Origin of the sequence: Corynebacterium sp. HMSC065D07 (assembly GCF_001810695.1) — a bacterium.
In the GTDB taxonomy this organism is placed as follows: Bacteria; Actinomycetota; Actinomycetes; order Mycobacteriales; family Mycobacteriaceae; genus Corynebacterium; species Corynebacterium hesseae.
This window is the reverse complement of sequence record NZ_KV802470.1, coordinates 121,961-137,569: the sequence shown is the minus strand read 5'-3', so window position 1 is coordinate 137,569 and position 15,609 is coordinate 121,961. Positions and strand designations below refer to the sequence as shown.

Sequence of the window (15,609 nt, the reverse complement as noted above, 5' to 3'; positions counted from 1 at the left end):
GACTCCGTGTCCAAAAACCCTATGGACATAACAGTTTCTAGCTAGTCTAGGGAGCATGCTTTCACATATCGTCGATATTCTGGCCGATCCCGCCGATGGCAGCGCCCTTGAGGGCGCGGATGATTTTTCCCGCCTCGTGTCGGAGACCGGCCATTCCTATGACGTGGCCAAGCAGGGCTACGTCACGTTGGCAGCTGGTGCGGGTCTGAAGCATCAAGGTGACGATGCCGCGATGGTCACCGCCCGTGAAACCTACCTGGCTATGGGGCATTTCGCGCCCTTCGTGGAGGCAGTCACTGGAGCGGTGCAAGATTCTTTGGAGAGTCAGGACGCGGCTCAGCAAGCAGGCCTCAATGAGGACATCGCCCCCTCGCTCCTGGAGGTAGGCGCCGGCACGGGTTACTACCTGGCGCACACGCTCGATTCGATCGAGGGCGCTCGCGGCGTGGGCCTCGATATCTCTACGCATGCGGCAAAGCATCTGGCCAAGTCGCACGAGCGCGTCGGCGCCGTGGTTGCGGATGTGTGGGAGCGCCTGCCCTTGAAGGATGATTCAATCCATGCCATCTCGGTGGTCTTCGCGCCGCGCAATCCGGCGGAGTTCCAGCGCGTTCTCGCACCCGGCGGGGAGGTCATCGTCTTGACCCCGCAGTCCGGTCACCTGGATGAGCTGCGAGAGCCGCTGGGAATTCTTGGCGTGGAAGAAGGCAAGGTGGATCGCCTCTACACGCAGGCGGAAGGGTTCCTTAAGCAGGCAGCGGATCCGGTCGATATTTCTTTCCCCATCGTCTTGGACAAGGCGTCCATCGCCGCGCAGGTAGGGATGAGCCCCTCGGCGCGCCACATTAGTCCGGAAGAGCTGGCAGAGCGCATGGCCTCCTTGCCGCAGACGTTGACTGTGACGGCCCACGCCCGTCTGGATCGTTTGCGCTCGGCCTAACTCATCGCTTGCGCTCGGCTTCTCATTGCCAGCCCTTGCTTTTCAGCCCCGGGGAACGGTCCTTCTCTCTTCCGAGCGTCCCTTTTCTCTCCGGAACGACCCTTCTCTCTTCGGAACGACCCTTCGCGCTCACCGGCAGTGGGTCCGTCGGAAGGTTTTAGCTCTTCGGTGAGCGCGAAGGGCGGGGCGGCCTGTGAAGCAACCACCCCGGGTCTTTTTGCTCACTGTGATCTGGAGCTTGCGTTGACGCGCTGGCTATTTCGCTGACCCCTCTCGTCGAATCCTCCCCTCGACTCCTCCCTTCGCGCTCACCAAGAGCCTCGATCAGCCGCCAAGACCGCTCCCGGTGAGCGCGAAGGGAGGAAGGGGAGCGAGTGGAACTGATGAGTCATGCGCGAGAAAAGATGACCGCGGGCACAGGGGCGCTACGGGTCTGGTACTTCACAGTGGGCCCGCACACAAAAGGAGGCCCAGTCGCCCTGGGCCTCCTTCTATAATCGTCGTTCGATGCTCTTAAGAGAGCTTGGTGCCCTTCCTGTTCCAGGACTGCTCAATAGTAGCCTCGCCCTCGGTGCTGACCTCGATAGCAGAGCAACCACCCTCGAAGTAGACGCGGGAGCTCATGGCGACCAATCCGCCGTCTACGAACACCTCAACGCTGGCACCGTCCTGAATGACGGTGAGGGTATCCGAATCGCCCTCGGCCAGCTTGGCCACTGCTGGGGCGGAGTCCTTGAAGTAGTTGTCGAAGGCCTTCGACATGGAGCGGTCCAAGCTGATTTCCTCGCCCGTGTGGCGGATGACCGCAGCGGCGTCACCGGAGCCATCCTTCAGCGTGACGGTCACGCTCGAGCCCGCCGGTACCTCCAATACGCCTGTCCAAGACCGTGCGTAGTCCGAGAGCTTCACGGCATCTGGCAGCCCCTCCGCCGGAGTCTGGTAGAGCACACCGCCCTGCAGCGTGACTGCACGTGGCAGTGACAAGCTATTAGCCCAGTCCTCAGCCTCCCACGTGGGGTGCTTGGTAGCGTCATCACCGCGGCCATTGCCATTGAGCAGGCCGAGGATGACTGCGCGGTCGTAGCGGCGCTCCTGCGGAATCGTTCCGGTCGTGGTGTTGGTGTTGCGTGGCCGGGAGAAGTCATGGCCATAGTCCACGCGCTGGAAACCTCGTGCCACGGTGAACACGGTGCCGTCGAGGCGGCCCACGATGTAGCCAGAAACGTCGCGGCCCTCGCGCTCTAAGGTGACGAAGAGGACATCGTAGATTTCCCTATCTACCTCGTCACGAAGGCGCACCAAGCGCGGTGACACCACCGGCGGGATGGGGGAGGTAGCCGGGACTTCGCCGTCTTCGAAGCCAGGGTCGCCGTCGAAGCTCAAGGGCCCAAGAAGAGTCCAAGATTCGCCATTGGGGCTGTCCAGAATTACCGGCATAGGGGCATCGGAATGACCGGTCAGCGCCAGCATCAGCCAGCCATCGTGTCCCTCTTCGCGGTCTTCCTTGGCCCAATCCGGGACCACGGAAGGCGAGCGGAAGCGGTCATAGTTGGTGTGGGCGCCCACGGCCTCCCCAAAGCGGACGACATCCGGATCGAGCGCAGAAGGGTCATCAGACACGATGCATTCATCGGCGTAGTCGGTATACCGCGCCAAGCGCACGCTGGTGCCCACCGAGGTCACCGAGGTGAAATAAAGGTTGAGGGCGTCCTTGCCCTCCGCCACTGAGCCTGCGCGTAGTGACAGCTCGCCACCGACGGGGGCGAGGACGTCGTCGCAGTCCAGCCACGCGAAGGCTGTTTCCTCGGAGGTGGAATGGCCCCAGCGCGCAGGCTGGCCAGCGTCAGGGCGGTACTGGTGGAACAGATGCCAGGTATGACCGTCCCGGACGATTCCTGCGGGGGCGTCGAGGATCCCGCTATCGGGAACGAAGTGAAGTTCTGGGCGATGGTGCGTTTCTTTATGCGTCACGGCAGTCCTTCCTACATTAACGAGCGGTAAATGTCCACGGTCTGCTGCGCGATGGTAGCCCACGAGAAGTCCTCGATGGCGCGCTGGCGGCCCGCAGCACCGAAGCGTTGTGCCAGCTCTTTATCGGCAGCAACGCGGTTCACGGCGGCGGCAAGATCGGCTTCAAAGGTGGCGTCGTCATCTGCGTCATAGTTGACCAAAACACCAGTTTCGCCGTCCACAACGACCTCGGGGATGCCGCCCACATTGGACGCCACCACGGCGGTGCCACAAGCCATTGCCTCAAGGTTGACGATTCCCAAAGGCTCATAAATTGAGGGGCAGACGAACACATCGGCGCCGGAGTAGACCTGCTTAATCTCCTCGCGCGAGAGCATGTCCTTGACCCAGAACACGCCGTCACGCTGGGCGCGCAGCTCCTCCACGAGGGCCTCGGTCTCCGCTGCAATCTCCGGCGTATCGGGTGCGCCGGCACACAGCACAAGCTGAATGTCTTGGTCAAAGTTCTGGGCAGCCTTCAGCAGGTGCTTGACGCCCTTCTGCCGGGTGATCCGCCCCACGAAGGCGACGATGGGACGCTGCTTGTCGACGCCCAACTTATCCAGCACCGCCGACTCACCCGGTTGCCATACCTGAGTATCGATGCCGTTGAGGACCACGTGGACCTTGTCGGCGTCGATGCGGGGGTATGCATCCAAGATTGAGTCTTTCATTCCGGCCGACACCGCGATGACGGCGTCAGCGTACTCCATGGCGTTCTTTTCCGACCACGAGGAGATCTCATAGCCACCACCAAGCTGTTCGCGCTTCCACGGGCGGTGGGGTTCGAGCGAGTGTGCGGTGACCACGTGGGGGATGCCGTACAGGCGGCCGGCAAGGTGCCCACCCAGTCCCGTGTACCAGGTGTGGGAGTGAGCCACATCAATATCGGAGGCGGCGTTGGCCATGCGCAGCCCTGTGGAGAGTGTCTGCAGCGCGGCGTTAGCCTCCTTCAACGAGGGATCAACGCCATGCACAAACACATCCTTCTCGTCGCGCTCAGAACCCATGCAGTGAACTGAAACATCGATGATCTCGCGCATGAAGCGCGTGAGCTCTGCAACGTGGACGCCCGCTCCGCCATAAATCTCCGGCGGATACTCCTTAGAAAAAATTCCGGCTCTCATAATCGCCAGAATACGGATTATCCACAGCTCGCGCTAAACCTTGAGAGGCCATGTGGCGCGTAGGCCTGCGGGGGAGGCGAGAGGCAATCAAAAGGGGGTAAAAACAAGCACTCTTCGACTGCGCGATCCAGAAAACGTCTATAGATTGGGTGATGTGAGAAGCCTTCCAAATGTCCTTGCCATTGTCCTTGCCGGCGGTGAGGGAAAGCGCCTTTTTCCTCTGACGGAAGACCGCGCTAAGCCCGCCGTTCCGTTCGGCGGTTCCTATCGCCTGATCGATTTCGTGCTGTCCAATCTTGTCAACGCCGGTTTCCTCAAGATTGCGGTGCTGACCCAGTACAAGTCCCATTCTCTGGACCGCCACATTTCCCAAGCGTGGAACCTGTCTGGACCCACCCCGCAGTACATCGCTTCCGTGCCGGCTCAGCAGCGTCGTGGTAAGCGCTGGTACAACGGTTCGGCCGATGCCATCCTGCAGTCGCTGAACCTGATTTATGACGAAAAGCCGGACTATGTCATCGTCTTCGGCGCCGACCACGTCTACCGCATGGACCCGGCCCAGATGGTGGAAGAGCACATCGCCACCGGTCTGGATTGCTCGGTGGCGGGTATCCGCGTCCCGCGCTCGGAGGCTTCCGCCTTTGGCTGCATTCAGGCGGATGGGATGGGCACGATCACGGAGTTCGTCGAGAAGCCTGCCAATCCTCCGGCGACCCCGGATGACCCGAACATGACCTATGCCTCTATGGGCAACTACGTCTTCACCACGCAGGCGCTTATCGACGCGTTGCTGGAAGACGAAAAGGATGAGGATTCCGCCCACGACATGGGCGGCAACATTATCCCTTACTTCGTGAAGCGCGATCAGGCGCACGTCTATGACTTCATGGCTAACGAAGTACCCGGTTCCACGGAGCGTGACCATGGCTACTGGCGTGACGTCGGTACCATCGACTCCTTCTATGAGGCGCACATGGACATGATTTCGGTGCACCCAATCTTCAACCTGTACAACCGTTCGTGGCCTATTCATTCCACGGATGACTCCAACTTCCCGCCGGCGAAGTTTGTGCAGAACGGTATTGCGCAGTCCTCGATGGTGGCTCCGGGTTGCATCATTTCCGGTGGTACGGTGCGCAACTCCGTCTTAGCTTCGGACGTGCACGTGGCGGATGGGGCGACGGTGGAAGGCTCCGTCATCCTTCCCGGCGTGCGCATCGGTCGTGGCGCGGTGGTCCGCCACGCCATCCTGGATAAGAACGTGGTTGTTAGTGACGGCGCCATCATCGGTGTGGACCGCGAACGCGATGAGGAGCGCTTCAAGGTCTCCGAAGGCGGCGTGGTTGTCGTGGGCAAGAACGTCAGGGTCTAAGCCGCAAGACAGCGAAGGACACTAAGCGGGCGTGCGGGTGGATTGAAGTCCACCCCACGCCCGCTTTTGTAGTGCTTGGTGGAGACTACATCTTGGTGATGAGCGTCAAGCCCGCACCGTAGGGCAGGCGTGTGACGGCCGCACCGTCGAGGGAGCGGGCGTATTCGTCGGCCTCGCGGGCGGCGGCGGTGTCGCGGTCGGTGCGGGAGGGGTCGGCCACGGTGCCGTCGAGAAGCGCATTGGCCAACACCAACGTGCCGTGCTGATGGAGCAGAGGCCAGGCGGCCTTGAGAAGCGCAGGCATGTCGAGGGCGGGGACCTCGGCGTAAATCACCTGGTATGTGTCATTAGCCAAGCGGCCCATGATGTCGAGGGGGCGGGAAGGAAGGAAGCGCCCGCGGCTAGGGGAGTAGCCGGCATCGCGGAAGGCCTGCTTAGCGCTGGCCTGGTGCTCGGCCTCTGGGTCAATGCAGGTCAGGATTCCGTTGTCCGGCATCCCCGCCAGCAAATACAGCCCCACGACTGATGCGGCCGGGGTAATCGCCACCGCTTGGGGGCGGGAGGAGGTACCGGAAGAAACCGCGGCGAGCGTGCTGAGCAGCTGGCCGGTGGCCTCATCCGGCGAAGGAAGTCCGTACTCCTCCGCGTGGGCGCGGGCGGCGGCGAGCACCTCAGAGCTCTCGCTGGTGGATTCGATATAGGTTCGCATTGCGTCATAAGCCGTAGTAGTCACAATAGAAAACCATAGTGAACTCGCTGCAGCTGCGCGCCGAGAATCGCCCGCGATTGTCCTCTCCGTGTGGCACAAGAAGCGCATGTAAGAGGAGTGACGGATTCACAGGCTGCTCACAGTGCGCTGGCTGGAGTTTCGGCCCGCACTATAGAATGATGATCCTCATGACCACACAGCAGCGCAGTGTTGAGACCGCTCAAAGCACTCGTGATTCTTCTTCCACCGTCAGCTCTTCCGAGAACGCAGAAGCCCAAGAGCTGACCGGAACCGCAGCGTTCGACGCCGGCCAGGGCGACATGCCCTCTTGGGGGGAACTCGTTGCCGAACATGCTGATGGTGTCTACCGTTTGGCCTACCGCCTCTCCGGTAACCAGCATGACGCCGAGGATCTTACGCAGGAGACCTTCATGCGCGTCTTCCGCTCCTTGAATAAATACCAGGCCGGAACCTTTGAGGGATGGCTGCACCGCATTACCACGAATCTCTTCTTGGACATGGTCCGCCACCGCTCCAAGATTCGCATGGAGGCCTTGCCGGAGGATTATGAGCGTGTCCCCGGCACTGACATGACCCCGGAGCAGGCCTACTCGGTGGCTAACCTCGACCCGGCGTTGCAATCGGCACTGGATAACCTTGCGCCTGATTTTCGTGTTGCGGTGGTGCTCTGTGATGTCGTTGGCATGAGCTACGACGAAATCGCCGAAACTCTCGGTGTGAAGATGGGTACCGTGCGCTCTCGAATCCACCGCGGCCGCTCCCAGTTGCGCGCCGCATTGGAAAAGGAAGCGCAGACCAACGCGGACACCCGCAGCCTGCTGCGCACGCGCTAGACTGGGCAGCGTTTAGCCTTAGGACTGCGAAACTCGCAGCTAAGTGAAGGCCTAAAGCACGCGCTGAGTTGAGGTGACGTTGAGGTGAAGGAATCAGGGCATAAGAAGTCCTCGGGGGATCAGGAACATGGCCACTACCTAGGCTCGTCCGGATTCTTTACTGAGGCCCAAGCCAAAGTCCGCGATAAAGCCAAGTCACGCGCGCAGCGCGCGGATACGATCGGCCACTTGGGGCCCGAGGCGGTCGTCGCCTTTGTCGATGGTGAAATGCCGGCCAAGTATGCCCACCGCGTGCGCGTTCATCTCGTGCACTGCGCGGAGTGCCGAGCGGACATTCACCACCAGCGCAATGCCGCCGAATGGATTCGGGAATGCAGCGTGGATTCCCACGTCAAGGCGCCGGATTCCCTCATGGCTAAACTTGCGGGTATTGCTAATCAGGGCGCTGGGCCTGGGCCGGACGCGGAGATGCCCGCCCATCGGCCTCGCCAAGACTTCCTTGACAAGGTGGAGATGGTTGTGCGCGCCATCCGGCATAACCAGCGGGGCTGACTTATAAGCCCCGAAGCCTTCCGCGCGCCCGTCGCCCTGTCACCATTAGCGAAGTAGTTAAGATAGTTTCGTGTTTTCCTCAATTGGTTGGGTAGAGATCCTCGTCATCGTGCTGCTGGGTCTGGTGATTATCGGCCCCGAGCGCCTGCCCGGTGTGATCATGGACGTGCGTGCGGCGATTTATGCGGCGCGCAAAGCAATTGCCAACGCTAAGGCGGAGCTCAACGGTGAGATGAGCGGTCTCGGCGCGGAGTTCGATGACCTTCGCGTACCTCTGAGCCAGGCGGCGGAGTGGACGCGCATGGGGCCGCGCGGGGTTATCACCAAGGCGCTTTTCGACGGCGACGATTCCGCCTGGGACGATTTCAACCCGAAAAAGATGGCTGAGGACATCAAGAAGAGCACCAGCCCGTACGAGCACGACGCAGAAGTAAACAACCAACCCGCGCCGCAGCGGCCAGCGCAGCCTGCGCCACAGGAGAACCCCGCGCGGCCGACGTTTGATTATTCGCAGGTCTACCCAGACCTGGGTGCGCAGCAGTCCGTGGAAGAGCGAGCGACTAACAAGAAAACGACGCAGCCCCCGCGCGGCGGGACTACACCCACCGGCGAGGGTAGCTCCTCCTGGGAAGATGTCACCTAAGACCCGATTAGTTCTTGCGGGTCACGCCCAAACCAAGCTTCTTGCCCACGAGGGAATCGGAGCGCACCGCAATGGAATCCGCCACCTTGTTGATGGCCTGCGTGGCGGGGGAGTCGGGCGCGGAGATGACGATGGGGGTTCCGGCGTCGCCGGCGGCGCGCAGGCTCGGGTCGAGCGGGATGCTGGCCAGCAGGGGAACCTCGTGGCCCAGCAGTACGCTGAGGCGCTCGGCCACCACGCTGCCGCCACCGGAACCGAAGATATCCATGGTGGAGCCGTCCGGCATGACCATGGCACCCATGTTCTCAATCACGCCGGCCACGCGCTGGCGCGTTTGCTGTGAGATGGAACCTGCGCGCTCGGCCACCTCGGCCGCAGCTGCCTGCGGGGTGGTGACGATGAGCAGCTCGGCGTTGGGGATGAGCTGGGCCACCGACAGGGCCACGTCACCAGTACCCGGCGGTAGGTCCAGCAGGAGCACGTCAAGATCACCCCAGAAGACGTCCGCGAGGAACTGCTGGAGGGCGCGGTGGAGCATCGGCCCGCGCCAGACGACGGGCGCGTTGCCCTCCACGAATTGGCCAATGGAAATGTGCTTGATGCCGTGGGAGACGGGGGGAAGCAGCATTTCGTCATCAAGCACTGTGGGGCCCGCCGTGGAACCCAGCAGGCTGGGGACGGAGTGGCCGTAGATATCGGCGTCGACGATGCCGACCTTGAGGCCCTTGTTTACCAAGGCAGCCGCCAAGTTCACCGTGACGGAGGACTTACCCACGCCGCCCTTGCCGGAGGCCACCGCGAAGACGCGGGTGGTGGACTCGGGCTTGGCAAAGGGGATCTCCGGCTCGGCCTGTCCGCCGCGCAGTTTCTGCTTGAGCTCTTTACGCTGCTCATCGCTCATCGGTGTCATGGAGATGGTGATCTCGCCGACCCCGTCTAGTTCGGAAACCGCCGCGCGGGTATTGGACTCGATGGTGCTCTTCATCGGGCAGCCCGCGATGGTGAGATAAAGCTCGATATCCACGTCCGAGCCGGTGACGGTCACGGACTTCACCATGCCAAGCTCAGTGATGGGGCGACCGATTTCTGGGTCATCGACGCGGGTGAGCGCGTCGCGAACGGAAGATTCAGTAATAGCGCTAGTCATAACCCGCACCAGTCTAGTCACCCGTTGCTGAGGAGAGCCACACCGCGTCAGGGCAATGGGATGTGTAAAATTCAGCCAGATGCTGCGCCTGAAGCGCTGCAGCTGCACAGTAGTGACATGTTGTGGTTTATGTCCTGCTCCATGTCTGGTTTAAGAGAAAGAATGCGCCCTATCTTGATGCCCCGCGAAACCTCACGTTCCCGAACCTTCTCCCGCGTTGCTGGGGTGGCTTTGGTGGGGGTTGTGGGGGCGTCGCTCAGCGCCTGCTCGGGATATGAGCCCAAGCCAGACCCCAAGCCTGTTGCATCGGCGCCAATCACCATCATGATTGACCCGACATCCCATGAGCAGCGTGTTTTGGCGGAAATCTACCGCCAGACCCTCCGCGATGAGGGGCGCGCGGCCACCGTTTCCCAGGAGCCAATGATGGTCCGGCGCGGCGGTGAACACGTCAGTGGGGTAAGCACGAACGGAAACTTCTTCGTTGGCTGTACGGGCGAATTTTTAAACGTCTACAACCCGGTGGAGGCCCGCGAGATTTCAAAGGACTATGTGGCCGCCAAGGATGAGGGGACGAAGGACGTGGATTTCCTGGAGCGCACCCACGTTGCGCTCATGGCGTCGATGCCTCCGGAGATGTCCGTGGTGGAGCCCGCCGGCGCTGAGGGCTGCCCCAATTCCAAGCCGGAACTGCCGCAAAACTATGTCGTGGTCTACCAGGACGGGCTTTTTAACCGCGATGAGAAGCTAGAGATCGCCTCCTTTACCAAATTCCTGACGACGCAGGACCTCGATGAAGTCGTTGAGGAGGTGGAGGAGTCTGAGGATTTCGAGGGCGCCGTGCGCGCTTGGATGGAGACCAACCTCTCGCAGAACCTCAATGAGGAGGGCGACTCCAATTCCTCCGGTGGCTCGGATTTGGTTCACGAGGAATCCTAAAAGGTTGCGCCTACCGCTTGATCGTGTGCTTCGCATGACGGTGGGCACGCTGTGCTTGGCGACGTCTCCCCGTGCCCTACATGCAGAAACCTAGTCCCGTCTCATAGGGCGGACGATCCAGCGAATTTTCAGCTTTTAAAATGCTGTGAACTGTCGTCAATAAATGGCTGGTGAGTAGGTATTTTTCCTTGCTTTTCTCCTCTTTGGTAGGTATTATTTTTAGCGATAACCTGTCTATTTCCTGTCTGTTCTCTCGGGTATTTGAGGGGAGAGCGCTTGGCAAGCCCTAAGACCAACGCTTTCCCGCGGGGGCGAGGCAGAGTTTTGCATTGGAAAGGTCTATTGAAATGAATGCACAAAGCAGTAGTTCGCCCCACCGTCGCGCCTCTCGCAGGGGAGTGGCCGCTCTCTCCGCTATTACTCTCGCGCTCAGTGGGCTAAGCATCACTTCTTTTAATACTGTGTCCCCCGAGGCCGCAGCCGCAACGCTGACCGGCGGCATCCGCGACAAGTCCGGCGCGGTGGAGAAGGACAAGCAGAAGGCCTCGGATCTACCGGCCGGTTCGTGTGTGGTCGAAGGCGGTGCACCGAGTGGCAGCCAGGCGGGTTTTACCTGGCAGAATCTGGAACCGAGCGCGACAAGCCCCTCCAAGACCACGTGGGGGCTGAGTCTCGCCTTCGACAATTCACAGGACCGCACGTTCGCGGACTGGAGTTTTTCTAATTCTGGATTGATGGGAGGCGTCCTGAACGCAGGCTCGGTTGCCTCCATAGATGCCGGTAAGGATTTTCCTGTCAATCCGCCGCTCCCGGTGACCGCGAAGGCCGATGAGAAAATCGAAATTACGGCATCCCGTGCTCAGAGGAACCTGAATATCTTCGCGGACCTGACCGAGGACGAGGTCACACAGTTCGCAGGGGCCGGTGCCGATAACCCGGTGCGATACGCCTGGCAGGGTACGTACACCAAGGAGAACGTTAACGGGCTGAAAGCCACCGAGGGCGGAAATGCTGAATTTTCGGCAGTTGTAAACCCCTGGCCGAGCGAGAACATCGAATGTAACCCGATTACGGTCTCGTGGGAGAGCTTTGAAAAGCACGTCATTGTCCCAGGGGAAGAGACCAAGGTCGGCCACATCAACGTTCCGGCTGTTGCGAACGGCGGCACGGACGATTCAATGTCGCGCATGCTTGTGGAGGCCTACGACGGCAACGGTAAGTTTATTGGAACCACGGACCCCGCAGCCTCCGGTGGCGAGCAGAACCTGCGCATCGACGACAACGGTGACATTTACTTCACGTGGCTGGAATACCGAGGCACCGATCTAGCGACCGACAAGAACGTGAACTTCTCCGTGCTGGCGAAGCCGCGATCTGTGGACCAGCTTCAAGCTGCTGTCGAGAACAATAACTCCGGTAATGGACAAGCGTTCGACAGCTCCAATTCGCTGGACCGTTACAACAAGGCGAACGTGATCGACTCGAAGGCGTTCTCCTTGGACGACACCGAGTACCACTCCCCGAGGTACGACAAGACCGACGCCTCGATCATCTCCGGCGTCGATAGCGCTACTGGTCCGCTGGCTACCGAGCCACAGAAGGTTACCTTCACCCAGACCCCGGACCTGATCAGGGACCTAGCGAAGAAGAAGGGCGAAAAGGGCTTCGAAGCCAAGGTCAAGCTGGATGAGAAGTACGTCTACGAGGGCTGGACTGTTGAGACGGACGAGGACTACAACGTCACCGTCACCGCTCCAGAGGAGCCAAAGCCAGGCACCTTCGCTCGTCCGAAGGTTATTGTGGAGTACTCGAACGGCTCCACCGATGAGCTTGAGTTGCTCGTAGTCGTTGAACCGAACCACACCCAGGTCACCGACCTAGTGCGCCCAGGTATTTCGAAGGGCAAGGTGGGCCAGAGCATTACGGCTCAGGTTGGCACCAAGTCCATCATGAAGGGCCATGGCCCGGTTCACCCCGCGAAGTTTGAGGTTGACCCGGATACCGTTCCGGATGGCTGGACCGTTACCGCCGATGAGACCGGTAGGGTTACCGCGAAGGCGGACGAAACCGTCCCGCCGGGCAGCATCATCACCCCAAAGATCAAGGCCACCTACCCGGATCAGACCACCGATGAGATTGAGACGCAGTTCCAAGCCATCGTGGACATCAAGATCCCCGACTATGACACGGTGACCAACAAGCCGACCGCAAAGGTGAGCCTCAAGCCGAAGCTCCCGGAGCGCGGCCTGAGCGGTAACACGAACGATGAAGCCCCGAAGCGCTACACGTTTGAAGGCGGCAAGACCGAGTACACCGTCACGGATGACAGCGGTACGTGGACCGTCAAGATCGATGAGAACACTGGTGAAATCACCACCACCATCCCACGGACAGCGCCCGAAGGATACATCCTGGACGTTCCGGTTCTTGCCTACTACGACAACACCGCTAAACCGCAGCAGGTCAAGGGCACCGTTGTCGTGCTCAAGAGCGACATCGCCCCTACCTACGACGTACAGGTCACAGGCCCGAACCAGTCTGTGGAGCACCATGTTGAGGACGCCCCGAAGGGATCGAAGTTCTCCTTTGGTAAGAACGACGATGGATCGCCGATCACCGAACAGGATGTTGACGGTTGGAAGTACACGATCGACCCGAAAACTGGCGTGGTGACCTCCACTCCGCCGGCGGATTCCAAGCCGGGTGAGCAGAAGACCATCAGCGTCACGGTTGAAACCCCAGACGGATCCACCCTGAAGGTGCCCGTGACCACCGTGGTGAAGCTGACCAACAAATGGGAGGCCGATCCAACCTACCCCGAGGAAACGGTCTACCCGGGTGACACTGCGAAACTGCCGGTGACGATTGAGAAGCCGGACAACGTCAACGTTGCGAAGGAAAACCCCTACAAGTTGGGTAAGGTTCCGGCAGGTTGGACCGTCAGCATTGATGACAATGGCCAGATCACCGCAACCGCACCTAAGGATGCCAAGCCGGGTGACCAGGTCAAGATCCCGGTTACTGTGACTTACGAGGATGGCTCCACGGACACCGCTTACGGTGTTGTGAACGTTGTTGACGTTCCGACGCGCGAAGTTCCGTTTGACGTCGTCTACAAATACGACGACACCGTCCCGGCCGGTACCTACACGGTTGAAACCGAAGGCAAGGCGGGCTCGGAGAAGCAGAACAAGGACGGTAGCTGGGAGCGCACCAAGGCGCCGGTTAATGAGGTCGTTGTCGTCGGCACCAAGCCTGCCGAGAGCGCCAAGGACGTGACCTGGACGGTCCCGATTCCTTTCCCGACTGAGGTTCGCGAGAACCCGGACCTGAAGCCTGGTGAAACCCGTGTTGTCCAGGAAGGCGCGGACGGCGAGAAGACCTACACCGCTAAGTTCACCGCTAAGGGCGACAAGGCCGAGGTAGCTGAGGAAAAGACCACCAAGGAACCGGTCAAGCGCATCATTGAGTATGGCCCGGGTCTGGCCCCGAGCGAGCTGGTGACCAAGACCGAGAAGCCGATTCCGTTTGAGACCAAGGTCGTCTTCGATGACACCCTGGAAGAGGGCAAGCAGGTCGTCGATCAGAAGGGCGAGCTCGGCACCGAGGTTGAGACCTCCACGCAGAAGCTTGTCGACGGCAAGCCCTCCGGCGACCCAACCGTCACCACGGAGCGCACCAAGGAGCCGACCGAGCAGATCATCCGCGTCGGTACCAAGACCACCGGTGAGAACACCGAGACCTACAAGGCTGAGGCCCCGTACAAGGTTGTAGTGAAGTATGACCCGAACATGCCTGCTGGCGAGTCAAAAGTGACCACCAAGGGTGAGCCGGGTGAGAAGACGGTGACGATCAAGCGTGACATCGTCAACTCCAAGCCGGGCGATCCCAAGATCACCGAAGAGATCAACAAGCAGCCTGTCGACGAAGTCATCACCGTTGGCACCAAGCCGTCTGAGGCCTCTGAGAAGGTTACGTGGACCGCTCAGGTTCCGTTCGATGTTGAGACCCGTCCGAACCCGGAGTTGAAGCCGGGTGAGATCAAGGTTGTCCAGAAGGGTGTTCCGGGTGAGAAGACCTACACCGCGGACTTCACCGCGAAGGGCGACCAGGCAACGGTGACCCCGGAGGAGAAGCAGACCAAGGCTCCTGTCAATGAGATCATCGAGTACGGCCCAGCGCCCAAGGACACCTCTGTGGTGACCAAGGTTGAAAAGCCGGTTCCGTTCGAGACCGAGATTGTCTTTGACAACACGCTGAAGGAGGGCGAGCAGGTCGTCGACAAGCAAGGCGAGCTCGGTAGCGAGACCGTCACCTCCACTCAGAAGATCAAGGACGGTAAGCCGGATGGTGAGCCGATTGTGACTACTGAGCGCACCAAGGAGCCGAGCAACGCGGTGATCCGTGTTGGCACCAAGACCGAGGGCTCTGAGACCTCCGAGTATGAGGTCGATGTGCCGTTCGAGACCGAGTTCATCTTCGATGACACGATGGAAGCCGGTACCCAGGAGACCGTCCAAGAGGGCAAGCTGGGCAAGGACAAGGTCACCACGACGAAGACCATCGAGAATTCGAAGGTTACTGGTACGGAGACCACCACTAAGCGTGTTAGCGAACCAGTCAAGAAGATCGTCAGGATAGGCACCAAGGGTAAACCTGCATCCACGGTCATTGAATGGAATGAGCACACTCCGTTCGAGGTTGAGGTCCGCGTTAACCCTGCGCTGAAGCCTGGCGAGACCAAGGTTGTCCAGCAAGGCAAGCAGGGTGAGATTAAGCACACCGTCACCGTTAACGCTGAGAACGGTGAGGCGACGAAGGATGAGTCCACTGAGAAGATCAGTGATCCGACCACACACATCATCGAGGTTGGTCCTGCGACCCACCACGAGACTGTGCTGACGGATAAGCACAAGGAGAGCACTCCGTTCGACACCATCATTGAGTATGACCCGAACCTGGAAGTTGGCAAGGTTGTTGAGGACCAGGCAGGCGGATTTGGTGAGAAGGAAGTAACCAAGACCTGGAAGCTCAAGGACGGCGTGCCGGAAGGCGATCCGGAGACGTCTGAGGAAGTCATTAAGGAGCCGACCCCGCGCAAGATTCGTGTGGGTTCCAAGTGCAAGTGCGAAGTGCCGACGGACGACCCGACAGTTGCTCCCACCGACGATCCGACGGTAGAGCCAACCGAGGACCCGACCGAGGACCCGACAGTTGATCCCACCGAGGACCCGACCGAGGACCCAACGGAAAACCCGACCGAGGATCCAACGGAAAACCCGACCGAGGATCCGACAGTTGATCCCACCGAGGACC

The 15,609-nt window shown here is 60.4% G+C and carries 11 protein-coding genes; 7 read left to right on the top strand and 4 right to left on the bottom strand.

Going from position 1 to position 15,609, the window contains the following annotated elements; translation table 11 throughout:
* The first annotated feature begins 55 nt into the window (after positions 1-55).
* Positions 56-940, top strand: coding sequence for a methyltransferase domain-containing protein (locus HMPREF2760_RS09000; RefSeq protein WP_070597114.1), 885 nt, complete (start codon positions 56-58; stop codon positions 938-940).
* Positions 941-1,453: 513 nt separating this feature from the next.
* Here the strand turns inward: HMPREF2760_RS09000 and HMPREF2760_RS08995 are convergent.
* The gene (locus tag HMPREF2760_RS08995; RefSeq protein WP_070562092.1) at positions 1,454-2,911 is read right to left on the bottom strand and encodes a GH32 C-terminal domain-containing protein; all 1,458 of its coding nucleotides are present in this window, start codon (positions 2,909-2,911) and stop codon (positions 1,454-1,456) included.
* A gap of 11 nt (positions 2,912-2,922) precedes the next feature.
* Positions 2,923-4,077, bottom strand: a complete 1,155-nt coding sequence (glgA, locus tag HMPREF2760_RS08990; RefSeq protein WP_070597113.1) for a glycogen synthase — start codon at positions 4,075-4,077, stop codon at positions 2,923-2,925.
* Between the two features lie 154 nt (positions 4,078-4,231).
* Between glgA and glgC the strand changes: the two genes are divergently transcribed.
* Entirely contained in the window at positions 4,232-5,449 is a 1,218-nt protein-coding gene (gene glgC, locus HMPREF2760_RS08985; protein ID WP_070562089.1) for a glucose-1-phosphate adenylyltransferase, read from the top strand.
* An 85-nt stretch (positions 5,450-5,534) separates the two neighbouring features.
* Here glgC and HMPREF2760_RS08980 read toward each other — a convergent pair whose 3' ends face one another.
* Entirely contained in the window at positions 5,535-6,182 is a 648-nt protein-coding gene (locus tag HMPREF2760_RS08980) for an O-methyltransferase (RefSeq protein WP_070597112.1), read from the bottom strand.
* Positions 6,183-6,346: 164 nt separating this feature from the next.
* On the opposite strand from HMPREF2760_RS08980, the gene sigE reads away from it, so the two are divergent.
* The 3 genes from sigE to HMPREF2760_RS08965 all read left to right on the top strand — a co-directional run bounded on the left by sigE (position 6,347) and on the right by HMPREF2760_RS08965 (position 8,207).
* Complete coding sequence (gene sigE / locus HMPREF2760_RS08975; RefSeq protein WP_070563082.1) at positions 6,347-7,012, top strand: RNA polymerase sigma factor SigE; 666 nt, start codon at positions 6,347-6,349, stop codon at positions 7,010-7,012.
* Positions 7,013-7,096: 84 nt separating this feature from the next.
* On the top strand, positions 7,097-7,564 hold the full coding sequence (locus tag HMPREF2760_RS08970) for an anti-sigma factor family protein (RefSeq protein ID WP_070562905.1): 468 nt from the start codon (positions 7,097-7,099) through the stop codon (positions 7,562-7,564).
* Positions 7,565-7,634: 70 nt separating this feature from the next.
* Positions 7,635-8,207: a twin-arginine translocase TatA/TatE family subunit gene (locus HMPREF2760_RS08965; RefSeq protein ID WP_070597111.1), complete on the top strand. Its 573-nt coding sequence runs from the start codon at positions 7,635-7,637 to the stop codon at positions 8,205-8,207.
* A 7-nt stretch (positions 8,208-8,214) separates the two neighbouring features.
* Here the strand turns inward: HMPREF2760_RS08965 and HMPREF2760_RS08960 are convergent, their stop codons facing one another.
* A complete protein-coding gene (locus HMPREF2760_RS08960; protein WP_185963183.1) occupies positions 8,215-9,354 on the bottom strand; it encodes an Mrp/NBP35 family ATP-binding protein in 1,140 nt (379 codons plus the stop codon).
* Between the two features lie 162 nt (positions 9,355-9,516).
* Between HMPREF2760_RS08960 and HMPREF2760_RS08955 the strand changes: the two genes are divergently transcribed.
* Positions 9,517-10,293: a hypothetical protein gene (locus HMPREF2760_RS08955; protein WP_070597109.1), complete on the top strand. Its 777-nt coding sequence runs from the start codon at positions 9,517-9,519 to the stop codon at positions 10,291-10,293.
* Positions 10,294-10,640: 347 nt separating this feature from the next.
* Positions 10,641-15,609 (top strand): G5 domain-containing protein (locus HMPREF2760_RS08950; protein ID WP_083304503.1); only part of this gene is annotated, 4,969 nt, incomplete at its 3' end.